25 protein-coding genes and 1 other annotated feature are annotated in these 23,353 nt (G+C 56.3%); of the genes, 3 read left to right on the forward strand and 22 right to left on the reverse strand.

Annotated elements, in window-relative coordinates:
• Positions 1-53: 53 nt before the first annotated feature.
• From QMF38_RS01835 to QMF38_RS01845, 3 genes are all read right to left on the reverse strand, one after another.
• Complete coding sequence (locus QMF38_RS01835) at positions 54-1,235, reverse strand: NAD(P)/FAD-dependent oxidoreductase (RefSeq protein ID WP_232302269.1); 1,182 nt, start codon at positions 1,233-1,235, stop codon at positions 54-56.
• A 97-nt stretch (positions 1,236-1,332) separates the two neighbouring features.
• Positions 1,333-2,841, reverse strand: a complete 1,509-nt coding sequence (locus QMF38_RS01840; protein WP_198146658.1) for a ComEC/Rec2 family competence protein — start codon at positions 2,839-2,841, stop codon at positions 1,333-1,335.
• Positions 2,842-2,929: 88 nt separating this feature from the next.
• Positions 2,930-3,697, reverse strand: coding sequence for a helix-hairpin-helix domain-containing protein (locus tag QMF38_RS01845; RefSeq protein WP_058094805.1), 768 nt, complete (start codon positions 3,695-3,697; stop codon positions 2,930-2,932).
• A 221-nt stretch (positions 3,698-3,918) separates the two neighbouring features.
• On the opposite strand from QMF38_RS01845, the gene mntR reads away from it, so the two are divergent.
• On the forward strand, positions 3,919-4,326 hold the full coding sequence (gene mntR / locus QMF38_RS01850; protein WP_198146661.1) for a transcriptional regulator MntR: 408 nt from the start codon (positions 3,919-3,921) through the stop codon (positions 4,324-4,326).
• 13 nt (positions 4,327-4,339) lie between these two features.
• Here mntR and QMF38_RS01855 read toward each other — a convergent pair whose 3' ends face one another.
• From QMF38_RS01855 to QMF38_RS01925, 15 genes are all read right to left on the reverse strand, one after another.
• Complete coding sequence (locus QMF38_RS01855) at positions 4,340-5,074, reverse strand: class I SAM-dependent DNA methyltransferase (protein WP_157057234.1); 735 nt, start codon at positions 5,072-5,074, stop codon at positions 4,340-4,342.
• Between the two features lie 5 nt (positions 5,075-5,079).
• Positions 5,080-5,439: a ribosome silencing factor gene (gene rsfS, locus QMF38_RS01860; RefSeq protein WP_006445521.1), complete on the reverse strand. Its 360-nt coding sequence runs from the start codon at positions 5,437-5,439 to the stop codon at positions 5,080-5,082.
• A gap of 31 nt (positions 5,440-5,470) precedes the next feature.
• Positions 5,471-6,046, reverse strand: coding sequence for a bis(5'-nucleosyl)-tetraphosphatase (symmetrical) YqeK (gene yqeK, locus QMF38_RS01865; protein WP_232302268.1), 576 nt, complete (start codon positions 6,044-6,046; stop codon positions 5,471-5,473).
• Entirely contained in the window at positions 6,027-6,725 is a 699-nt protein-coding gene (nadD, locus tag QMF38_RS01870) for a nicotinate (nicotinamide) nucleotide adenylyltransferase (protein ID WP_058094802.1), read from the reverse strand. Before nadD ends, yqeK begins: the two co-directional genes overlap by 20 nt.
• On the reverse strand, positions 6,722-7,567 hold the full coding sequence (gene aroE / locus QMF38_RS01875; protein ID WP_058094801.1) for a shikimate dehydrogenase: 846 nt from the start codon (positions 7,565-7,567) through the stop codon (positions 6,722-6,724). The genes nadD and aroE overlap by 4 nt, the downstream gene beginning before the upstream one ends.
• Positions 7,564-8,766, reverse strand: a complete 1,203-nt coding sequence (yqeH, locus tag QMF38_RS01880; RefSeq protein ID WP_058094800.1) for a ribosome biogenesis GTPase YqeH — start codon at positions 8,764-8,766, stop codon at positions 7,564-7,566. The genes aroE and yqeH overlap by 4 nt, the downstream gene beginning before the upstream one ends.
• On the reverse strand, positions 8,756-9,286 hold the full coding sequence (locus QMF38_RS01885) for a YqeG family HAD IIIA-type phosphatase (protein WP_052012160.1): 531 nt from the start codon (positions 9,284-9,286) through the stop codon (positions 8,756-8,758). The genes yqeH and QMF38_RS01885 overlap by 11 nt, the downstream gene beginning before the upstream one ends.
• 168 nt (positions 9,287-9,454) lie before the next feature.
• Complete coding sequence (sigK, locus tag QMF38_RS01890; protein WP_058094871.1) at positions 9,455-10,174, reverse strand: RNA polymerase sporulation sigma factor SigK; 720 nt, start codon at positions 10,172-10,174, stop codon at positions 9,455-9,457.
• Between the two features lie 106 nt (positions 10,175-10,280).
• Positions 10,281-11,483, reverse strand: coding sequence for a sensor histidine kinase (locus QMF38_RS01895; protein WP_058094799.1), 1,203 nt, complete (start codon positions 11,481-11,483; stop codon positions 10,281-10,283).
• Positions 11,480-12,967: a penicillin-binding transpeptidase domain-containing protein gene (locus tag QMF38_RS01900; protein ID WP_281758530.1), complete on the reverse strand. Its 1,488-nt coding sequence runs from the start codon at positions 12,965-12,967 to the stop codon at positions 11,480-11,482. Before QMF38_RS01900 ends, QMF38_RS01895 begins: the two co-directional genes overlap by 4 nt.
• A gap of 100 nt (positions 12,968-13,067) precedes the next feature.
• The gene (mltG, locus tag QMF38_RS01905) at positions 13,068-14,150 is read right to left on the reverse strand and encodes an endolytic transglycosylase MltG (RefSeq protein ID WP_281758532.1); all 1,083 of its coding nucleotides are present in this window, start codon (positions 14,148-14,150) and stop codon (positions 13,068-13,070) included.
• A 36-nt stretch (positions 14,151-14,186) separates the two neighbouring features.
• Complete coding sequence (ruvX, locus tag QMF38_RS01910) at positions 14,187-14,615, reverse strand: Holliday junction resolvase RuvX (protein ID WP_232302267.1); 429 nt, start codon at positions 14,613-14,615, stop codon at positions 14,187-14,189.
• Positions 14,578-14,856, reverse strand: coding sequence for an IreB family regulatory phosphoprotein (locus QMF38_RS01915; protein ID WP_006445506.1), 279 nt, complete (start codon positions 14,854-14,856; stop codon positions 14,578-14,580). Before QMF38_RS01915 ends, ruvX begins: the two co-directional genes overlap by 38 nt.
• A 59-nt stretch (positions 14,857-14,915) precedes the next feature.
• A complete protein-coding gene (alaS, locus tag QMF38_RS01920) occupies positions 14,916-17,555 on the reverse strand; it encodes an alanine--tRNA ligase (protein ID WP_281758534.1) in 2,640 nt (879 codons plus the stop codon).
• Positions 17,556-17,626: 71 nt separating this feature from the next.
• Positions 17,627-17,838 (reverse strand) — a binding site (T-box leader).
• 38 nt (positions 17,839-17,876) lie between these two features.
• Positions 17,877-18,944 (reverse strand): AI-2E family transporter, encoded by a 1,068-nt coding sequence (locus QMF38_RS01925; RefSeq protein WP_232302266.1) that lies wholly within the window; start codon positions 18,942-18,944, stop codon positions 17,877-17,879.
• A 166-nt stretch (positions 18,945-19,110) separates the two neighbouring features.
• Here QMF38_RS01925 and crcB (QMF38_RS01930) point away from each other — a divergent pair, with 166 nt between their 5' ends.
• Together crcB (QMF38_RS01930) and crcB (QMF38_RS01935) are read left to right on the forward strand one after the other, a co-directional pair.
• Positions 19,111-19,494 carry a fluoride efflux transporter CrcB gene (gene crcB / locus QMF38_RS01930; RefSeq protein WP_281758535.1) on the forward strand — a complete coding sequence of 128 codons (384 nt, stop codon included), beginning with the start codon at positions 19,111-19,113 and terminating at the stop codon, positions 19,492-19,494.
• Between the two features lie 21 nt (positions 19,495-19,515).
• Positions 19,516-19,896 carry a fluoride efflux transporter CrcB gene (crcB, locus tag QMF38_RS01935; RefSeq protein ID WP_281758548.1) on the forward strand — a complete coding sequence of 127 codons (381 nt, stop codon included), beginning with the start codon at positions 19,516-19,518 and terminating at the stop codon, positions 19,894-19,896.
• Between the two features lie 52 nt (positions 19,897-19,948).
• Here the strand turns inward: crcB (QMF38_RS01935) and QMF38_RS01940 are convergent, their stop codons facing one another.
• The 4 genes from QMF38_RS01940 to QMF38_RS01955 all read right to left on the reverse strand — a co-directional run bounded on the left by QMF38_RS01940 (position 19,949) and on the right by QMF38_RS01955 (position 23,227).
• Positions 19,949-20,137: a hypothetical protein gene (locus tag QMF38_RS01940; RefSeq protein WP_040288286.1), complete on the reverse strand. Its 189-nt coding sequence runs from the start codon at positions 20,135-20,137 to the stop codon at positions 19,949-19,951.
• Between the two features lie 229 nt (positions 20,138-20,366).
• Positions 20,367-21,509 carry a cysteine desulfurase family protein gene (locus tag QMF38_RS01945; protein WP_281758536.1) on the reverse strand — a complete coding sequence of 381 codons (1,143 nt, stop codon included), beginning with the start codon at positions 21,507-21,509 and terminating at the stop codon, positions 20,367-20,369.
• Between the two features lie 30 nt (positions 21,510-21,539).
• Entirely contained in the window at positions 21,540-21,950 is a 411-nt protein-coding gene (gene cymR, locus QMF38_RS01950; RefSeq protein WP_058094792.1) for a cysteine metabolism transcriptional regulator CymR, read from the reverse strand.
• Positions 21,947-23,227, reverse strand: a complete 1,281-nt coding sequence (locus tag QMF38_RS01955; protein WP_281758537.1) for a replication-associated recombination protein A — start codon at positions 23,225-23,227, stop codon at positions 21,947-21,949. Before QMF38_RS01955 ends, cymR begins: the two co-directional genes overlap by 4 nt.
• Between the last annotated feature and the right edge of the window lie 126 nt (positions 23,228-23,353).

The raw sequence follows: 23,353 nt of genomic DNA on the forward strand, positions 1-23,353 counted from the left end.
AGGAAGGCGCATATTGAAATCGAACCTACAAATGAAAAGCTGAGTTACAGCGATTAGAGTTTCATCACATACTTGCTGCGATTACCCGCGAGGCGCATGCCGCCAAGTTCCCAAAGGTACTTCGCTTTGCTGCCTTCCTTCGCAAGTGCACCCATGACGCCCTTGATGGGTACGCCCATGAAACTGCCGACGCCCACTTCAGCTCCCAACGAACAGAGCGTGCCCCAATCGCGCGGATGGAACGGCTCCATGGGTCGACGGCGCTCGCGCAACATAATGTTTTTCGCAGCCAGTGCACCCATCTGCTCAGCATTTTGTGCTGTTGGCGGATATGGACGGCCATTTGCATCCTCGGCCCATGCACTGTCACCAGCGATGAAAATGACTTCGTCATCGACGGACTGCATAAATTCGTTGACTTTCGCGCGACCGCGGCGATCAACCGTGAAGCCAGACTCGGACAACAACGGATTCGCACGGACACCACCCGTCCAAATAATCGTACCTGCTTCAACCGTTTCGCCGCCATCGAGATGAATGACGCCCTCTGTCACTTCATTGATCTTGGTACCCGTGCGCAATTTACCGCCTTTTTTGGTATACGTCTCGACGACGAATGGACGCAGGTGTTCGGCCACCATCGGCAAAATGGTAGGCATCGCTTCGATGCACTGCAGGTCAACCTTTTCCCAAGGTATGTTCAGCGACTTGCAGAGCTTCGGTAGATAGTCAAGCAATTCGCCCATGAGCTCGATGCCCGTCAAACCGGCGCCGCCAAGGGCGATGCGCAGATGACGTTCGTCGCCGTCCTGCGTATAGAGCTGGAACTGATTATCGATATGCTTGCGAATCTCGATGGCCGAATCGAGGTTGGTGATACTCAAGCTGTACTCTTTCAGGCCTTTAATGCCGAAGTACTCCGACACCCACCCCAGACTGTAAATGAGGTAGTCGTACGAAATATCTCCCGTTGACGTCTTCACGACTCGATTCGCCTTGTCGATACCCGTCACTTCTGCAACAACCAATTCCGAGGTGTCTTTGCGCAGCACTTCTTTGATGGGGATGGCATACTTTTCACCGTCATCACGACCGCCAGCAGCCTCGTGCAGGAGGATGGTCAGGTAGTGATAGTCGTGGTTGTTGACGATGGTAAACGGGATGCCTTCCCGATCCAGATGAGCGGCGGCCATCATTCCTGCATAGCCTGCGCCGACAATTACGATTTTGCTCATGCTCGTCCTCTCCAGTTCCAGTGTCCTTGAATTCTGTTGCCCGATTGTCCGATCCGGCACGGCGACAAGACCGAACATCTTCCAACGCAAAATCATATCATATCGTTTGTCGATTTACACGACTCTGTATACGCAATCTGCGATTCGCTATGTACGGTAAGTGCAGGCGTCTGCAGCATGCCATCGCGATCACGCAGAGCAAAGCGGCAGGCAGAGGCAACGGGGGCATTTGGACGAGGCTCCATGGCCAATGGGCGATTGTCTGTACAATAGCCATAACAATGGACACCAAATTTGTGTCGAGGATACCACATGCATGCGCGAGATCGAACAAGATCATATTCTGTGCCAATAGGGACGCGCATAGGGATAGAGCCGCCCAAATGACGGTCAGAGGCAGCAACCAAGCAGCCATAGGTTCTAAAAGCACGGTCGCAATGGCACTGTACGGTGTCCACTGGCCAAACATCCACCAAACGACGGGTAACAGATATGCATCCACGACAAGACTCGTGGTAACGGAATGGAACATGGTGCGCCACAATGTATTTACTATTTTGGGAAAGGAGAGCCACGAAGGCGATGGGTTCGGTGCTTGAGCTCGTACGTGCGACGCCTCAACCAAATCTGTCGCTTCACACACGGCGAATGTCGCAAACATCGACAACAACGTACTCGGCTGCGTGAAGTCGGCGGGTAAGGCGATAGCGAACAACAGACAGGATGCCGTCAAGGTAACCCCACCACCGACCGATCTGCCCAGGCTTGTTGCCAGGATCCGATACGAGGCGGCAAAGGCGGCACGAAGGATGGAAAGTGTGCCCCCGCACAGCGCGGCGAAGACCCAAATCACGGCAAGCGCATATACACATCGCGCCGTTTTCCGCCAGCGGCCGGCTGCTCGCGCCGCAAACTGCCATGGCATAAGGGCGAGGCGCAATGCGAAGGTGACATTGGCGCCACTCGCAGCGAGCAGGTGCGCCACACCCGCCGCCAAAAACGCCGATTGCGTCGTATTGGCAATGGGTGCGGACCTTCCGATCACGATGGATTCGGCCAACGTTGCACTCGCCACCCGGTTCGTCGATACCGTCTTTTGCATGGCCGCCAATGCCGCGGCACCCGTATCCGTGAACCAAGCATGCCCCGTTGTCATGGGATAGGCTTTTCCGCGAAACAACCAAAGTGGTGCAAGCATATCGAGCACACTTTGGTTTTTCGAAACCGACAATACATAGATGCCGTTTACCCGTACCAACTGGCCGGTTTGCCAAACCGTAGAAACCGGAACAAGTGCCAGTACGCGAAAACGACAGGGCTGCCTCAGTTCCCCTTCACTCGTTACCTCTAACCATAACTCCGTATTTCTTTGCTTTTGCGTCACACTTTCGATCACGCCTGTCAGCGTTGTGTAGACACCCGGCTCGACCGCTGGACGGCCAGGGCAGAGGCGAGCATATATGAGTCCATAGCTGCATGCGCCGATGGCCAGCACGACAATGACCAACACCAGCTTCAGTCCGTAGCTTTTGTGTCGCCACCGGAACAGCAGCCCCAACACCGCACCGATACCAGCGGAGCAGCATGCCACCCATATGGCCTGCACGCAGTTCACACAACGATATGACAACCATTCCGCCACAATCCATAGCCATGCACAACTGCATGCAACGACCGAGCGTCTCAAGGGCTACTCACGCCCCGCCGGCTGGCGATCCAACGCCAAAGCTGAGCAAGCTCTGCCACTTGGCCAAGGTTTTTGGACCGATCCCGCGCACTTGCCCAAGGCTCTGCAAATTGGCAAATGGGCCATGCGCCGTCCGGTAAGCAATGATTTCTGCGGCCCGCTTCGGGCCGACGCCGGGCAGTGTTTCTAGAGTCGCTGCATCGGCCGTATTAACATCGATACGCATCGACGTTGGCGAGGCGAATCCTCGAGCAGCCCCCGGTATCTGGGAGGGGGCCGTGCCGTCGCCGATTCCGCCAGCGGGTGCACTTGCCAAGACATCGATTTCTTCGCCATCCCAGAGCAAAGCCGCTTGGTTGACAGTGGCTGCGTCCGCAGCGTGAAGAAAGCCACCTGCCGCCCGGATGGCGTCTCCGACACGCGCGGTCGACAGCACCTGAACAACGCCAGGACGACGTACGTCACCATGCACATCGACCTCAATCGTACCGAGCGCCTCTCCGTCATTGGCAGTTGTCGCGTTATTTGTGCTGACACGGGCTTGTAAAGACGTCCCAAGCGCTTTCGTACCGAGGTTCACCGATCCCTTCGGATTCGCGCTGTGACCAAAGAAGATACCTAGACCCGCAGCGCACAGCGCGACCATCAGCACGCCAACAACGCGCCACCACCTGTTAAGCGGGCGCAAACCAACTTGCAACATCCTGCCTTCGCCAGGCGCTTCACGGTCGTGTTCCGGCTCCGGCTCCACGAGCCAGAGATGGCGATCTTGCATACCCATCCCTCCGTGCGAATCGTCTTTCGAACTGTTGCTTCATCATTCGCGGCGGAGGCTGGTATCGCCTGTTGCCTGAACACTAGATTCGTTTAAACTTTGAAGAACGGGTCGACTGAAGGCGAATATGCTATCGTAGGAAACCATTTGCCGGAGTTTCGATATGTCGTGTAGAATCATGGGTGACCGCATTGGAGGTATCCTGTTTGCTTACACCCAGTATGGAAGATTACTTGGAAAAAATCTATGAACTGATCCTCGAAAAAGGGTACGCACGCGTGTCCGACATTGCGAACTCCCTTGCTGTACAGCCCAGCTCCGTCACAAAAATGCTCCAAAAATTAGATGAGAATAAGTATGTCAGCTATGAAAAATACAGGGGGATTGTGCTTACCGCTCGTGGGCACAAGATGGGCCGGCTCATGAAGGAGCGGCATGCTATGTTGGCGGAATTTTTGCGTATGCTCGGCGTCGCAGAAGAAACATTGCAGAAAGACGTTGAAGGCATTGAACATCACGTTAGTCCCAAGACGCTTGAATCCCTGCAAGCACTCGTGGTGTTTTTTCAGGAAAACCCAGATGCGCTTGCCGCATTTCTCGCGTTTCAGGCGGGCGGCGAAAAGTCCTAAAAAGACGGCGCGCCTATGGACGCACCGCCCGACACACGAGTCTATCAGCAGTCTCTACCGATTGTCTGCCGAAATCCCCTGTGGCTTCAATCAACTGTAATCCAGCCGCTGCCAAAGCCTCTTGCACCTGTGGGAGTGGATAATAACGTTGGCGATGCCGTTCTTCAATACGGCGATACAACGGCTCACCAGCGACCTCATGCACGCGGGCAAACGCCACAACTTCGTGTCGTATCCAATCCCCTTGCACGTCGGTCTCGTGGAGCAAAGCGACGTCGTCATCAACCTGGTGCCAATACCCATGTTGCAACATGTCCAACCGAGCAGGGCCGATGACATCGAACGCAAATACGCCGCCGTTGCGCAGTGTATTTGCAATCGCACGAAACGCTTGGCGCAAGTCATCTTCACACGTTAAATAGTTCAATACATCACACGTGGCGATAGCGAGATCGACCGGGCGAGGAAGCCGCAACTCACGCATGTCCTGCGTCAACCAGACAATGCGCGCTCCTGCGGCCATCGCCCGCTCCTGTGCGATGCTCAACATCGCTTCGGATTGATCAACGCCAATGCACAAGCGGGCTTGGCGTCCCAATTCAACCGTCAAAACACCGGTTCCGCAACCGATATCCGCGATATCCAGGCTGTCAAGGCGATAGCGTTCTTCTAAAAACGCCCGCCACTCTGCGTAAGGCGCATCGGCCATGAGCGCATCATAGACGTCTGCAAACGCATCATACAACACAGCGATCAACCATTCGACGTTTCGAGCGGCAGCACTTCCGCGTCGCCCCAAAGCCGTTCAATGTGATAAAATTCGCGCTCTTCCGGCCTGAATACATGCACGACCACATCGCCAAAATCGAGCAGGACCCAGCGCGCTTCCTCGAGACCCTCGACCCCTTTACATGTGACGCCAAGTTCGCCTAAATCATCGCGGATGGCGCGTGTTACGGCTTCTACCTGAGGCCGCGACGACGCCGAGCAAATGACGAAGTAGTCGGCCATCGGTGTCAAGGTTTGCACGTTCATCACGAGAACGTCGGTCGCCTTTTTGTCCTGTGCCGCCGTCGCCGCGCGACGGGCGACTTGCTCGATTGTCTGCTGCATGCACATGCCTCCTCAAGCATTGGCCATCGTGTTACACTCCTCGCTCAAGAAGCGAGTTGCGTGCCGCCACTGCGAGTAATCCAAGCGGGCGGCCGGTGGCAATCAAGTAGGTAATCGTGTTGTCGAGACTGGCCCGCGCTGCGTTTGCCAGCCCGTCTGTCAGTGCCGCCCGCACGGCCTCGACGCCTGGATACGAGCGATTCGGTTCGATGGCATCCGCAACAAACAGCACCAGATCCAGATCCGTCATGTTGGGCCTGCCCGTGGTGTGATAGCGCACTGCATCGAGTATCTCTTCATCTTCAATTTGATACATTTGTTTTCCAATATGCGCAGCGACCGGTCCGTGTAACAACAAAGGTACCGTAAGCCACTCGTCCGGGAGCGAAATTGCATGTTCTTTCACATACCGCAACAACCGATCCCTCGACCATTCGCGCGCAAAATCGTGCAACCAGGCAGCTACTTCCGCTTTGCTTGCGCAAACCCCGAAGCGATTGGCCAAATCCCGTGCCGTTTGCACAACGCCTTCGACGTGGCGAAAACGAACGTCAGACAGTTGTCTTCGCAAATCCTGAAGCAAACGATCAAGCTTGATCTCCGACATCCTTCGCCACTCCATTCGGTCCTTGCCACCAGACGTCAAGCACGCGCTCTGGAACAAGCTCACACGTATCTTGCCCGCGATCCAAACGCTGGCGCAACCACGTTGACGAGACGTCCAGTAACGGCATTTCGATCACGCCGACCTGCAAATTTGGCAACTCCTCGCGCACCTTTGCCATGGTCTGCGCAATTGGATACCCTTCACGCGCCGCCACAACAAACGGAACCAGGCTACATAGCGCGGTTGCACCACTCCATGTCGGCAGGTGTGCTAGACTGTCGGCGCCCAGCAAAAACATAAAGTCGACGCCTGGGTACCATTGCTTACATGCCTTGACGGTATCAATCGTGTAAGACGGGCGCGGCAGCCTCGCCTCGAGCGGCATCGTTCGCAAATGCGGTCGATCATGCAGCAAGGCCGAAACCATGGCGACCCGCCAAGTAAACGTGTCATCCGCAATGTCCGCTTTGTGCGGTGGACTGGGGGCGGGCAGAAACCAGACCTCATCAACCCCCGTTTGCTCATAAGCAAGCTGCGCCATCGTCAAATGACCTACATGCGGCGGATCAAAAGTGCCACCAAACAGCAACACCTTTTTGGCTGACGTCGCGGGCAGTGGCTCCGATTGCGAACGATGTAAGTCGCTTTCAGTATACCACACCCCATTTTCGCGGTTCATTGTGCCCCTCGCTCCTTGTTGAGCGCGCTATACACCGCATCCGCCATCACCTGCGCCGGCGCCTTTTGCGAAAGCCACCACTCATACGCATCGACGCCTTGCCAAATCAACATCGAAGCGCCGTCGACCACCGTCGCTCCCGCTTCCTTCGCCATCCTCAAAAACGTCGTCTCAAGTGGCCGATACACAATGTCTTGCACAAGTTGACCAGGGCTAAATACCGTAGGATCGTCGATTGGGGACATATCGGCATTCGGCCACATGCCTAGTGGCGTACATTGAATTACCGCATTGGCATCAGCAACCGCCTGATGTCGATCCGCCCACGCAACATGACGCAGATGCAGCCGATCGCCAAATTGCTTGTCCAACAGCAAAACTGCCTCCGCGCGCCGCGCGGCGATCCCAACGTCTATCCCAGGGCGATGGATGGAGAGTGCCGCAAGAATGGCCTGGACACTGCCGCCAGCGCCGAGGACAACGACGCGCAACGGCTCTTGCGGCATCGCGTGTTCGACGGACCGCCACCAACCACTGACGTCCGTGTTATGCCCGACGGCGCCTGTGGATGTGAATCGGACGACATTCACAGCTTGAACCAGTTCCGCTTCTTCTGTGCGCTCTGACACCCAAGCAAAAGCCCCGAGTTTATGCGGAATGGTCACGTTCACGCCGACGGCACCAAGAGCTTTCAGGCCGCGCAGCGCATCACTTAAGTCTTCCGGCTCGACGCGGAATGGCACATAGACCGCCGAAATACCCTCGGCTGTAAAGGCTGCGTTCATCATCGCGGGCGACAAGGAATGGGCAACCGGGTTGCCAAGGACCCCGAACAGCTTCATCGTTCCTCTCCCCTTTGCGCGTCTGCCTCCATGCGCCGCGACAGGTCGCCTACCAAACGCGGACGCAAACTCGGCCGAAGCCATGACGGCACGCTCAACACGCCGTCAAACGGCCGTCCAGACAGTGCAATCCAGCCGAGTCCCGGGATCACAATATCGCTGCCACGCCCCGAGATGGCGAGGCTTCCACGCGCAGACGGTTCGCCACGGCGGACGCGCTGTAGGCGAATGCTACGGCGATTCGCAAAGTCTGGGCGACATACGGCACATGGAACTTGTAGGATATCGTCCTGATGCCGCTCCCAAATCTCATCCGCGCGAGACAGCTTCGTGCGGTGAACCGGTAAGTCGTTTGCGACATACAGGACAATCGGTTGTCTGTCTCCCCGTTCAAAATCCAACCGAACAATCCCGCCCAAAAACAGCGTCTGCTCTGGATTGAGCTGATACACGCGGGGACGCAAGCGACTTTGCGGGACGACGATCCGCAGGCAATCGACACACAGGCGTTCAATGACGCGCGCTTCGTGAACCAGACCCGGCGTGTCGTATAGCTCAATCCTCCCGTGACGACCAGCGATTTCGAGCCGGGACAGAGCCAATGTCGTCCCCGGTCGACGGGACACCGTATACGGAGCCTTTTTGTCGCTGAGCCTGCCAGCAATGGCATTAAGCAGTGTCGACTTACCCGTATTTGCCATCCCAACCACGTAAACGGGTCGTTCCGTTTCCCACTCGACAAGACCAAGCACTTGTTCGATCCCAAGCTGCTTTTCGGCGCTGACAAACAAAACATCACTCACCGGCACGCGCGTGCGTTCCACCTGCCCGCGAATCCAATCGGCCAGGCGCGTGTACTGTACACGTTCCGGCAGCAGGTCGACTTTGTTGACGACAACCACAACTTCGCTGTTGAGAACAAAGCGAGCCAGATTCGGTACGAGACTGCCAGCGAGATCGAACACGTCAACCACATAGAGGACGAGGCCTGGTCGCTCGAAGATCTGCGCGACTTGCGCCTGATACGTCGATTCATCGACAGTCACGGGCAGAAATTCTCCATAGTGGCGTATGCGAAAACATCGCCTGCACAAGACATCCGGTTTGCCAACGGCGCTTTCAGGAACGAAACCGGGCTTGTCCTCGTCCGTGCTTTGCAAGGGCGCACCACACCCGAGACAAACAATCTCAGCGACCATCTTCCGACCTCCCAACGCGCACGACATGTGGGCGCTTGAGTCCACGACTGCGCAACATCATCAAGGCGACGCGCTCCATCATGCGCACCGCTTTCGTACCCCACCACTCTTTAGGATCCAGTGGCAGGACCAAAATACTGTACATGCCAAGCCGATTGGCTCCTTGAATATCCGTAAACAACTGATCTCCGACCATCACGGCAGCTTCCGGTGGGAGTTGGAATCGCTCCAAAGCCATGCGAAACCCTGTCGACTTCGGCTTGCGAGCGCCAGCAACGGCAGGCAATCCAGAAGCTCTGGCAAAAGCGTCGACCCGTGCCTCGCCGTTGTTGGAGACGATGCAGACATGAAATCCTTTGGCGTGCGCCATTTTCAGCCAATCCGCAAGTTTCTCAGGCACCTGCGGATGGTTCCAGGGCACCAAGGTGTTGTCGAGATCGGTCAGGATCAGTCGCTTTCCCCGGCGCCAAAGGTCTTCTAAGTCGATTTCGTAAATGGAACGCACATACTCGTCCGGCATGAGCCGAGACAAAACTCCCACAATTCTCACCCAATTCTAAGGCCGTTCACATATGACGGTAAGACATGATAGCATAGCCGCCAGAAAAAGCATAGTTTGCAAAACAGCCAAACCGTCCACTTGGGCTTCAGAAGCCCGTACAGACAGCTTGGCTGCAAACGTCCTCATTTACACAGGTGAATCGGATTGCGAGGCCTTGCCACTTCGCATATTCTCATACAATTTACCCAAGGCGCGATGTTCAATGCGCGATACGTAGCTGCGCGAGATCCCCAATTCCTTTGCGATTTCACGTTGCGTGCGCTCTTCTCCGTCAGGAAGGCCAAAACGCTTGCACAAGACCTCGCGCTCTCGCGCAGGCAGCATCGGCAGACACTCGTACATCTTTTGCTTCTCCCATGACAAATCCACTGTATCGACAACTTCGTCAGGGTCGGAACCCAGTAAGTCGGCTAAGGTCATCTCATTGCCGTCCTTGTCGGTGCCAATGGGATCCGATAGCAATGCGTCCCGGCGATGCTTTTTTGTGCTCCGCAGATACATCAGAATCTCATTCTCAATGCACCGTGCGGCATAGGTCGCCAGCTTCGTGCCTTTGTCGGCACTGTAACTTTCTACGGCCTTGATGAGCCCAATGGTGCCAATGGATATAAGGTCCTCCTGATCTTCGCCTGACGTTTCATATTTTTTGGCCAAATGTGCGACCAGACGTAAGTTGTGTTCGATAAGCAAGTTGCGAGCAGATGTGTCGCCCTGTGTATGGCGGGCGATGGCTTCCCGCTCCTCCTCAGCAGACAGAGGTTGAGGAAAGGCGCCATTCTTTACATATGAAACAAAGACTGAAACATCCTTGAGCACAAGTGCCAGCAGCGTCAAAATACCAGACAGAACGCCCACCTCCGGTCGACCGTTGTCGGGTGTGACGCTGCTAACTGTATGCGAGCTGGACAGAATTTCTGCTACGATTCGACGAGATACCGCTATGGAATCGTCATCATCTCGCCTCTTTCGCTACCCATGGTAAAATCGCCGTCGCGCGCATGCCGTGATCGCCCGCCACCGCCAACGTCAAGCTGCCACCGTGCGACAGACATCGTTCCCGCACGGAGCGCATCCCAGCCTCCTCCTTCAGGGTTGCCACATCCCTGAACACGCCATCATCGGTCACCTCAAGCACCACGCTGCTGTTTTCGCGGTACAAACGCACGTCAATGCTGCCGGCTTCTGCATGTTTGGCTGCGTTGGTCAGCAATTCTTGCAAGATGCGGTAGAGTGTCGCCGTGATACGTGTCGGTAATTCGTCGATGGCAATGGACATGTCGCATGTGCACGGAATCTGGAACTTACGCTCGAAACGCTCCACCACATTGCGCAGCAACCCGCAATCGATACCATGTTCCATGGAATCGCCCATGACCGTGACTGTACGCCTGAGGTCCGTAAGAACGTGGCGTGCCTCTGCAACTGCCTCGTCACACAGCCTGGCCGCGTCGTCTTGCCGGCCTGTGTGGGAGGCCGTGCGGATCGCCTCCAATTGGACGATCAGCGATGTCAATTGCCGCTCAATCCCATCGTGCATATCCCGCGCCAACCGCAAACGCTCAGCATCTGCCTCGAGACGCACCGCCGCTTCCGTCTCCCTGGCCAACATGGCGTACGCGTGAACAAGATGCTCGTGCTCGCGGCGTCGCAGTGCCCCAGCGCGCACTCCAAAGAAAAGCACGACAAGGCCGAACCCCTCGACTGCCGCAGGGATAGGCGACATGCCGCTCGTCAGCACGACGAGTAAGCTCACCAAGGCATACAAAATGGTCAACAGCGGATCGATCACGTCCATCGTCGAGGCAAGCCAACCTAACAGCGGCCATAAGGCGTCCGTCGCGTGGTGTAACGGCTGGTCTCCCAATATCACCAAGGCCGCGACGAGCGCCAACGCACCACCCGTCACCCATGGGGCCCAGCGTCGACTGCGCTCGTCGACAAGCCCGAGGATCATGGCGCATTGTCCGAAAATCAGAACATCGTATAAGGTGCGCAAGACAAACGAACCGTGCGCAAGCGGCAAGTAGACAATCAGCATGACAATTGCGCCCACGAGCCGCCTCATCCAAAACCCGATGTCGCGGCCTGCAAATCGCCGCGACTTCTCCGATTGGGTTGTCTCCCATACACGCGTAATTCCGAACTGTCGTTTCATGCATTCATCATAACAGAAGCTGGTGATGCCAACCATGCCTTGGCGATTGCCAGAACGTCCCGGTGCGCTTTCGCGCTCGGCTCGTCATGTACTGTAATCGCGAAAGCAGACGACGGATGACCTCCTGTCATGCGATAGCCGACTATCCAAGCGTTGACGCGGCCGCTTCCCAGTTCGGCGGTGCCACTCTTTGCCGCAATTGCAAACGTGTGCAAGGCATACAACGTCCCGTGCGGATCGTGCACAGCTTGCCACATCGCCTGTCCGATCACGCCAGCCGCATAGCGATCACAAGCGCGTTTGGCAGGCGGTGGGGCCATAGACACCCAACGTTGACCAGCGCGCCAGCCGAGCACGAGCCGCGCAGGCCTGTACTCGCCGCCAGAGGCCACCGTTGCCGCCAAAAGCGCACCCGCGAGCGGCGTCATGCGCACATCCTCTTGACCAATTGCCGTATTCGCCAAAAGCCCAGGATCATCTCCGCGGCGGCGGAAGACGATGCCGTGCGCCGCCTCAGGAACGATCCCTTGCGATCCGGATAGAGCCTCCAGACCTGTAGTCAACAGCCCGAACCGACTAGCGGCTTTTTCGATTGCGGTGTGGCCGAGACGAACCCCAAGTTCGGCAAACGTCACATCGCATGACTGGGCGATGGCGTCTACCAGCGAAACGACACCGTGCACGCGCCAACAGTGCATCGCGACGTGTGGTAGGTGAGCCACGCCATCGCAAGAAAATGTCTCCTTCGCCCGCGCGACATGCGTGTCGAGGGCCGCCGCTGCCACCACCAGTTTGAACACTGATCCCGGCGCGATGGCCGTCAAAGCATCGCTTTGGACGCCGTGCGCCGCCGAAGCTACGACCAAAGCGTCCCGGTGGTGCAAGTCGACTTCGACTATACTGGCGTGGCGTAGACCGCGATCGCGTAGGATTTTCTCCGCCTGCATCTGCATGCGGGCGTCGAGCGTTGTCACGACATCGGCGCCGCGCCTTGGCAGTAAACCATAACCTCCGGCATATCCAGATAACGGATTAGGCCGACCGTCCGCCATATCCAAGTGGCCGACCATCGCCGGTCGGCGCGATCGCAGGACGGCGTCCAAAGCTTGTTCAAGCCCACCGCGTCCTTCCTCGGGCACGGCCAACTGCGGGTTCGGCCAAACGTCTGGCTTTCCGACACGCCCCACCAATTCCGGAGCTAAGGCTACACCACGCTTCCCTACAGGGCAGTTCGCTGGCAACCATGGCGTGCCATCGCGAAATCGAATCACGCCACGACCATCCGCGACCATTTGCGTGCGAAAATGCTCCATGTCGATTCGCCAGCGCTCGCCGTGGAGATTTGACTCCATACCACGGCCCAGCCGCAAACACGCCATCACCGCAACCAACTTCAGCGAAAGGGCCAGAATAGCTGCGAGCCACACCCCGTGAATAAACAAAAGCCGGCGTTTGGACGCCGGCGTATCGCTCCACCACTGCATAACATCGCCTCACGCGTGAAGGGTGCAAAAAGAGCCTTCACCGGTTGACTTTACCATATCCAGTAGGAGCGTCTGTTATGTGATCATTTCTCGGGAAACGTTAGCTGTGCGCATGCTGTAAATTCTGCTCGCGCAACATTTCATTGTGCAACTGCTGTGCATAAGTCTTGGCAAAGTAGTGTTCTCCACTGCCGTCGCCCTTCGCAACATAATACAGATACTGCGTGTGCGCCGGATGCAACACCGCCTCGATGCTCGCCAGGCCTGGACTGCAAATCGGACCGGGTGGCAAGCCCGTCACCAAGTACGTGTTGTACGCGTTTTTTGCGTCCATAATATCCGCATCGGTCACGACTGCAAGATGATGCCCTATGGCATAGTCAACGGTCGCATCGATTTGTAATCGCATGTGCAACCGCAAACGATTGTCGATCACGCTCGCGATAAGCGGCCGCTCCTGCTCAACCTCGGCCTCGTTTTCAATGAGCGACGCTTCCGTGACCACCTGATTCAAAGACAGTCCCTCGGCTCGCATCAACTTGAGGTTGGCTGGTGTAAGCACGCGTGTCGCGAAGTCGTTTAACATTTCGTTGACGATGTCCTGCGGATTCTCACCGCGCAAAAACTGGTACGTATCTGGAAACAAGTAACCCTCAAGTCGGTAACGGATTTGCTTGCGCCCAGCGAGTTGTTGCAGAAACGGTTGCGTATAATCGCTGGCTTGCACGGCGCGCAAAAACGATTGCGCTGTGCAGACGCCGTCTCTCTGCAGTGTGGCTGCGATGTCAGCGATATCGTAGCCTTCTGGGATGGTGACGTTCACGGCTTCCAAAATGACATCGCCACCTGACAGCTTCGCGAAAATATGCGGAATCCCCATGTTCGGAGACAGCGCGTATGTTCCTGCCTGGATGACAAGCGCGCCGTGTAAACGTCCATATAGTGAGAACGCCGTTGCACTGCGCACCAAACCCCGTGCTGCCAAATCTTTGGCCACGGCACCGACGCTTTCGCCTGTGTGCACGACGACCTTTGTAAGCGACGTGCGCGACGATACCGGAGCAAGACTCGTTCGGTACCAACCAACGACCACACAGACGACAGATACAACGAAAATCACGAGCGCCAGAGCGATTCGACGCAACCGCTTGTCCAACCAGCTCTGACGCGCCTTCTTTGCCATTGTTTCACCTTCCGTCCAAGCCAGAACCAGATGCCCTCAGCGATGTGCGTCCAGGTAGTTTTGTAACAAAATCGTCGCTGCTACTGCATCAATGATGCTGCGCCGACGCTTTCGCCGCACATCTCCTTCCAGCAGCGCCCGCTCCGCGCTGACGGTCGTTAACCGCTCATCAAAAAGTTCTACCGGGATACTCACTCGTTCGCGCAATTGCTGCGCGAATAAAGCGGCTTTCTGCGCCTTCTCGCCGACTTCCCCTTTCATCGTGATGGGATTGCCCACGATGATCCGTTCCACACCATGCTCCACGACCAGCCCCGCGATGACATCGACAACCTGTTCGTCCGTCTCACGCTGAATGACGGTCAGCGCCGACGCGATAAGCCCTGTCGGATCCGACAGGGCTATCCCGACGCGCCGTTCACCATAGTCAACGGCCAAAGTCCGCATCGCCATGAAGTGCGGCATAGGCCCGCACCAGCTCTTCAATTAAATCGTCTCGTTCGATCCGCCGAATCGTGTTGCGTGCATCTAGGTGGCTTGTGATATATGCGGGATCTCCGGAAATCAGGTAGCCGGCAATCTGGTAAATCGGATTGTAGCCTTTTTCCTTCAAGGCGCGATACGCCACCTGAAATGCGTGACGCGCCTCGGCGTTTTCCGATTTCGTCTCAAACCGCATCGTGCTGTCAAAATCCTGGTTTGTCAAAGCCCGCACCTCGCTCGAGCGTCAGCCGACGCAAGAATAGCTTCGTCCCTTAGTTCGGCTCAGACCGCCCGATCTCCTGCGACGGCCTCCACAATTTCCGCAACTTTTTCGATCGCGGCACTCAATTTCTCCGGATCGCGTGCGCCAGCTTGTGCCAGATCGGGGCGTCCACCGCCACCGCCGCCGGCAATAGCCGCGACCTGCTTGACGATTTGGCCTGCATGGAATCCTTTTTCCTGCAGATCCTTGGAAACCGAAGCCACAAATTGAACTTTCTCATTGTGCACGGAACCGAGGACGACCATGTATGTCTCGCGCCCGACGCGCAGCTCGTCAACCAGTTGGCGCAACCCTTCCATGTCGACATCCCTTAAAGCCGCGCGAATTACCGGAATGCCGGAGATGTTCTCTTCCCGCTTAGCAAGATCGGCGACACGGCCGTGGTTGAGCCGAGCCTTGGCGGACTCCAACTCGCGCTCCAGCGCACGCGTCTCCTCGATCACGCGCCCAACGCGATCGACCACCGTCGCCGGGGTCGCTTTGATCAACTGTGCGACCTGACGCAACTGTGCCTCGCGCTCCCGTGCCACGCTATAGGCATGGCGCCCTGTCACGGCTTCGATGCGTCGCGTTCCACTGCCGATGCCGGTCTCCGAGACGATGAGGAACTGGCCAATCAATCCAGTCCGCGCGACGTGGCAACCGCCACACAACTCGATGCTCTCGCCAGCTTGCACGACGCGCACCCGTTTGCCGTATTTCTCGCCGAACAGGGCCATCGCACCGAGCGACTTGGCATCGTCGATGTCCATTTCGCGAATCACCACATGGTGATCTCGCCAAATCGCATCATTGACATGAGCCTCGACCTTCGCCAACTCCTCGTCCGTAAGCGGTCCAAAGTGTGAAAAGTCAAAGCGCAGCCGCTCTGGTTCGACGAGCGATCCCGCTTGTGCGACGTGCGTGCCAAGGATTTCGCGCAATGCCCTGTGCAAGAGGTGTGTAGCCGTGTGATTTTTGACCGTGTCACGGCGCAAGTCTGCATCGACATGGGCGCGCACGGAGTCGCCTTGGTGTAAGGACCCGTCGATGACGCGAATTGTCATCACATTCTGCCCATGAGGCGCTTTGCGCACGTCGAGGACTTCCGCCCGCCCGCTCGCGCTGACAATCTCGCCGCGATCGGCGACTTGCCCGCCACTCTCCGCGTAAAATGGCGTCACGTCGAGAACGACCTGTGCCTCGCTACCGACACTGACCCCATCGACGCGCTCGCCGTCTTGTACGAGTGCGACGATTTCCGCGTCCACGGTCAATTCCTCATAACCTACAAATTTCGATGGCTGATCGATGGTCTCTAGCGCACCGCGCTGACTCTGCATGCCCTCTGCCACCTGCCGAGCCTGGCGCGCACGCGTCCGCTGTGCCTCCAGTTCCGCGTCAAAGCCATCGCGATCGACCGTAAAGCCCGATTCTTTGGCGATCTCGACGGTCAAGTCAATCGGGAAACCATACGTGTCGTACAGTCGGAAGGCGTCTGTCCCGCTGATCACCGTCTCACTCTTCGCCCCAAGCTCGGCCATCAATTCGGACAGCAAAGCCTCGCCCCCGCTGAGCGTCTCGTGGAACCTCTCTTCTTCGGTGCGGACGACGCGCTCAATAAGGCTTCTCTTTTCGCGGATCTCTGGGTAATCTTCCCCCATGATCTGATCGACGACGGCGACGAGTTGGTACATAAACGGCTTTTCGATGCCGAGTCGACGGCCGCTGCGCACCGCGCGGCGCAGCAAGCGGCGAATGATGTAACTGCGGCCTTCGTTGCCGGGAAGCACGCCATCGCCGATGGCAAATGTCACCGTGCGCAAATGATCTGCGACGATTTTGAAGTGAATATCATCCTCGTCTGACTCACCGTAGCGCCGACCCGCGATCTCGCCTGTGCGATCGATAATGGGCCGGAACAAATCGGTTTCAAAATTGTTGGCAACGCCCTGTAACAGGGAAGCGAGGCGCTCGAGTCCGGATCCTGTGTCGATATTCCGCTTTGGCAGAGGCGTATACTCCCCGTCTGCACCTTTGTTGAACTGTGTAAACACGAGATTCCAGATTTCCAGAAAGCGATCGCAGTCACAACCGGGCTTACAATCGTCCGCACCGCAACCAAACGCTTCTCCGCGATCATAAAAGATTTCCGAGCATGGGCCGCATGGGCCTTCACCAATTTCCCAAAAGTTGTCCTCTGTACCGCGATAGATGCGGTTTTCCGGCAATCCAACCTGGCGGTGCCAGATCTCAAACGCCTCGTCGTCTTCGACGTGAATGGTCACCGAAATGCGCTCCGGTTCCATCTCGAGCACCTGCGTGAGAAATTCCCATGCCCAGGTGATGGCCTCTTTTTTGAAATAATCCCCAAATGAAAAATTCCCCAGCATCTCAAAGAAGGTCTGGTGCCGAGCGGTATGGCCAACTTCTTCGATGTCGTTTGTACGAATGCATTTTTGCGCATCGACAATGCGCGGAATTTCAGGGATTTCACGACCATCAAAATACGGTTTGAGCGGCGCCATGCCGGCGTTGATCCATAAAAGCGTTGGATCGTCGTGCGGGACTAAACTAAAACTTGGCAACACCTGATGGCCGCGCGCTGCGAAAAACGATTTGAATGCGCGGCGAATTTCTTGTCCAGTGAGCGATTTCATAGAGAACGTATCCTCCCTTAACTCTCTCGTTTGTCAAAGAAAACGAGAAGATCGCAAAAAGCCCCCGTCCCCTCAGGGACGGGAGCTGTTTTTCACCCGCGGTACCACCCTGGTTACAAGCTAGGAGCTTGTCCCTCTTCGCTGTAACGGGCACACCCGGCATGCGTTTGTCAGCATGCGCTTGGAAGTAGCTTCGGCCGGCCACCCGGGGCGGCTCCCACCTGATGCCCGCCCTCTCTGAACGAGTGGATGTCGACGTACTCAGCTTCCGCATCGCTTTGTCGATTTTTGATTCTATCGGTCTCGCGGGCCGCTGTCAATTCACTTCGGGACGCGCGATCGGCGCTCGTTTGCCCAACTGGTCCAAACGACTTTTAGTACGGCCAGTGTCGGTACCGCAAGGATGAGTCCGACCACGCCAGCAAGTTCACCGCCGATCAGCAACGCTGCGACAATTGCCATGGGATGCAATTTTAAGGTGCGGCCCATGATTTGTGGCGAAATGAAGTTACCTTCGCACTGCTGAACCGCGATATTGACGATGACAACCTTGATCAAAAGCGCAGGGCTCACAGTCAACGCGATGATGACCGCGGGCGCGATACCAATAATGGGGCCAAGATACGGAATGATGTCAGCGATGGCCAAAAAGAGGGCGAGTAAGAGCGCGTAAGGCATGCCGATGATCAAGTAACCGATGAAAGCAAGAATGCCAATCGCCAACATCACAAGAAACTGGCCGCGGATATAGCCGCCTAAGGTCTCGTCGATGCCGTGCAGAATGATGCGAACGCGGCGTTTATAGCGAACAGGCGCCAATCCCACCATGGCCCGGCCAATCGCTTTAGCGTCCTTCAACATGTAAAACACGAGAAAAGGAACGATGAACGCCATGAAAATGGCATTGATGGTACTGCTGATGAACGAAAAGATCCCTGTGGGTGCCGTCTCAAACCGATGTTCCAGTTGTTGCAAGGCATTTTCGAGACCTACGCGAACGGTGTTGGGGAGATATTGCTTACGGCTATTCACCATATCCATCCAGTGGCTGATTTGCGCCGTGATCGCAGGGAAGCTGCTGACAAGTTGTGATATCTGCCGGGAAATCACAGGCACGGCGTTGAGTACCCCGACGACCACCAAGATGGCGAATGTGAAGTAAATGCACAAAATAGCGGCACTGCGCGGAACGCGCCGGCGATGTAGCAACTCGACCACAGGCTGAAGGATGTAACTAATGATGAGAGCCGCGAGAAAGGGATAAAAGACGGTGCTGATGACGGCCCAAATGTCCATGAAAAATCCCCGCAATAGGCCAAACAAGTAGATGCACAAAAGCGTCGCCGCGACCGACAGGGCGACTCGAAAATAGCGACTTGTCGGCAACACCGAGCACCTCCGGGGGAATTTTGGCCATATCCCATAGACCCGTGGACAAGGCTCTTCACAGTATATGCAACTTTGCGTTCCATCATTTGCTATATGATAAATTCGCTTCGAGATTCGAAGAGGCTTGTGTATACTGAAGACAAGTTATCACAGGAAGGTGAGGTCATTGCCATATTTGGCCGTCGCCGCCGGAGGATTTGTCGGTGCCATATTGCGTTACGCGATCAGCGAGTGGGTCGGAACGGCTCACGGTTTCAACGTCGCCACACTCCTCATCAACTGGGCGGGTTGCTTGGTGCTCGGATGGTTAAACACGATGACCAGTGAACGACTGCCTATTCACCCACACATTCGGCTGGGCATTGGCACGGGCCTCATCGGCGCGTTCACGACGTTTTCCACGTTTACGGTCGACGCATGGAAACTTTATCAGGTCGGACAAGTTGACCTTGCTCTTCTCTACATATTGCTGTCTGTCGGTGGCGGTTTACTCTTCAGCTATGCTGGATTTCGAATCGCGGACGGCATGTTTCGCGCCGGCGCTCGCTAGGAGGATCACGACGTGACGTACATGACCATGTTATGGGTCGGAATCGGAGGCGTCGTGGGGGCACTGCTGCGCTACCAAATCTCGCGTGCCATTAACGCTCGGACAAGCTCCCCATTCCCTTGGGCGACTCTCGCCATCAACCTGAGCGGATCGTGGCTTCTTGGTTGGCTGACGAGTCACCTGCACAAACTTGTTCCTACCTTGCACAACGTCCCGATGCTGGTCTTGGGCGTGGGGCTATGCGGGGCTTATACGACATTCTCAACCTTTTCCTATGAAGCGGTAAGCCTTTTTCGCGCTCGTCAAGAGATTTTGTCGCTCACGTATGTGACGCTGTCTTGCCTGGGTGGATTGGCATTGTCCGCCATGGGCTTATACGGTTTGCCACACAGCCATCCATAAATCAAAAGGACGGCCAATTGCCGTCCTTTTGCATCTGCCTATCCCAATCGGCTCAAGCGCCGGTTCCATATTCCAATGCGTTGGACGGATGTTCGACCACGATCAATGAACCGTCCTCGGCCACCTCGTAGACGCGGACTTCATCACCAGACACGTTGAACTCCGCGAAGCAGCTCCAGCAATAGTACTGATTTGCACCAATTTTGCCGATATCCCGGCTTGTGCAACTCGGACACCGCATTCCTAGGTCCCCCCTTCTCGCAAATGGAAGGCGCACCTCGGCTACGCCATCGTTCCCGTTGGATATAATTTCGCAATTGATCAATAGCTTTCCCAAGATGGATAATTGCAAAACCAAATTTCAGCTTGCGAAATATATACCGAACGAGATTCCTGGTCAATGGTACGCCTATGGTTGAACGTTTGCAATGCAGAAACTGGTTAACAGAGCCGAAGTGGCTTACGAAATGTCACGAAACTGTGAAACGTGAACGAATCAATTGGACACATTCCTTTACGACACGAGCGGCCTGCTTGATTTCGTCAATAGTATTTTGCCAACTAAAACTAAAACGCACCGCTTCGCGCACATGTCCCAGTCCACAGGCCTCTATGACGTGACTTGGCTCCAGACTTCCCGCTGTGCAGGCCGATCCGGCAGATGCCATAACACCCTCGAGATCCAGGCGCATCAACAAGACATCGTTGCGCACGCCGTCGAAGGCGACATTCAAAATCGATGGCGCAGCGTCCGGCGGACTCAACCGATGCACGCCAGGCACATCGGCCAAAGACGCCCAGAATACATCCCGTAGAGACGCGAGGTGCGCGACGTGATCGTCAAAGTGACTAGCCAAGACATCGATAGCTGCCGCAAAACCTATCGCACCGGCGACGTTCTCCGTCCCACCACGCCGCTTCTGCTCTTGGTTCCCCCCATACAAAAGCGGCTGCCACGGCGTATGCTTGCGCACATACAATAAGCCAATACCCTTTGGGCCATGAATTTTGTGCGCCGAAAACGTCGCCATGTCGATGTCTGTTTGCACGAGCCCAATCCGTTGTACAGGTAACGCTTGGACCATGTCGCTGTGCACGATGATTTGTGGATCATGCCGCTTGACCAGGCGAGCCATCTCTTCAACAGGCTCAATGGTCCCAAGCTCGTTGTTGATGGCCATGACACTTACCAAGGCGGTATCAGGGCGCAGACAACGAACGACGTCCGTGGGATCGACCAAGCCGTATCGATCCACCGGAACCAGCGTCACCTCCGCGCCAAGGGATTCCAGAAAGGACAACGTATGCAGTACGGCGTGATGTTCGATCGCGCTGGCAACAATGTGCTTGCGGCTTTGCTGCCGCCCCAAATAAGCGCCGACGAGCGCTGCGTTATCCGCTTCCGTACCGCCACTCGTAAAAATCAGATCGCGAGGATCGCAATCCAGCCATGTGGCGATGGTGCGCCGCGCCCGCTCGACGGCTTGCCGAGCTTGTCTGCCCGCCGTATGGGTACTGGATGGGTTGCCGTAGATGGAGGTGAGGTATGGCTCCATCGCCTTCAGAACGGTTTCTGCAAGCGGAGTCGTCGCTGCATTGTCGAGATAAATCACGCGCTCTCCTCCTTGCCAGACAGGAACAAATCAGATGTAGAACATGTATCCGTGCTCTGACTGCCCGCGCATATCGACCAAATCTTGTAGCGTTAAGGAATTCAACACGTCGTGGATGGCTTCCCGCAGGCGTGTCCAGAGCACATCGAGTCCATCGTCAATATCTTCGTCGACGATGGTAATCGGACCCTCTAAAGCAAAGATAATATCTTTAACAACGATGTCGCGCGGATTGCGGGCGAGCACGTAGCCGCCGTAAGCGCCGCGGATACTGCGGACAAAGCCTCCATTGCGCAATGGGGCAATGAGTTGTTCCAAGTAATGTTCGGATAAGTTCTGTCGTTCAGCAACTGATTTTAGCGAAATGGGCGCATCGGTCGCCTGCTTGGCGAGATCGACCAGCAGCATGAGGCCGTAGCGCCCTTTCGTCGATATCTTCACGATTGGCCGTCCCCCTCTCGATAATACGTGCGTGGTTCGACGCCAACGGGCCAATAATCTTGCTCCACGTGGTGGCCGGGGTAGTCATGTGGATAGAGATAACCCACTCCATGCCCCAACTTCTGCGCCCCACTATAGCCCGTTCCTCGCAAGTGTGGCGGCACGACGAGCGGCAAGCCGTTTTTGACGTCGGCGAGAGCCTCATTGATGGCCTTGTACGCGGCATTAGACTTGGGTGCCGTCGCCAAATACGTCGTCACCTGCGACAAGATGATGCGCGCCTCGGGCATGCCGATGGCCATGGCAGCCTGCCAGCCACTTACCGCCAGCGTCAACGCAAATGGATCGGCATTGCCGATATCCTCCGCGGCCAAAATCATCAGCCGCCGGGCAATGAACGCCGGATCCTCCCCACCCGCCAACATTTTTGCAAGCCACAAGACGGCGGCATCCGGATCGGATCCGCGAACCGACTTAATGAACGCTGAAATCGTATCGTAATGTTCGTCGCCCGATTTATCGTAGCGCACACCGCCAGCCGACTGCAGGGCGGCCTCGACCTGTTCGACACCGATCTGCGTCTGTCCATCTTCGCCAATGGACGCCGCGAACGCCGCCAGTTCGAGTAAATTCAGGGCCCGGCGCGCATCGCCGCCTGCCTGCAGGCAGATTGCCCGGCGCGCGTCAGACGTTAGTTGCACATGCATGCGGCCGAGCCCACGTTCTTCGTCACTACAGGCCCGGTCAAGTAAAACACCAATTTCCTCTACCGTCAGCGGTTCCAAGTGAAACACGTGCGATCGCGAAACCAAAGCAGAGTTGACTTCGAAGTATGGGTTTTCCGTCGTCGCCCCGACCAAAATCAACAAACCAGCTTCGACGTGTGGCAACAATGCGTCTTGCTGGCTCTTATTGAATCGATGAATTTCATCGAGAAACAACACCGTGCGTCGAGCGTATAGCTCTTGTTGCTCCTTTGCCGCATCCACCGCTTTCCGAATGTCCGCAACACCTGCCGTCACGGCATTCAACTGCACAAAGCTGGCCTTCGTCTGGTGGGCAATGACCTGTGCCAATGTCGTCTTGCCTGTCCCTGGCGGGCCAAACAAGATGATGGATTGCATCCTATCCTGCTCAATCATCCTCCGCAATAACCCCCGCGCCCCCACGATGTGCGCGTGGCCGACCACTTCATCCAGCGAAGTTGGCCGCATGCGGTAGGCAAGCGGTGCGGCATCGGCGCGATCGCGCTCGGACGCCATCGCGAACAGATCCATTGCATCGCCTCTTTCCTGGCGTAAACAAGCAAATTCCTAGTCATCCACTCAGCTTTATACGATTATACACCGCAATCGCGCTTCCGTAAAAACAGAAGGAGCAGGGCCCATTCGCCCTGCCCACCT

It is taken from the genome of Alicyclobacillus hesperidum subsp. aegles (assembly GCF_027923525.1).
Taxonomy (GTDB): domain Bacteria; phylum Bacillota; class Bacilli; order Alicyclobacillales; family Alicyclobacillaceae; genus Alicyclobacillus; species Alicyclobacillus aegles.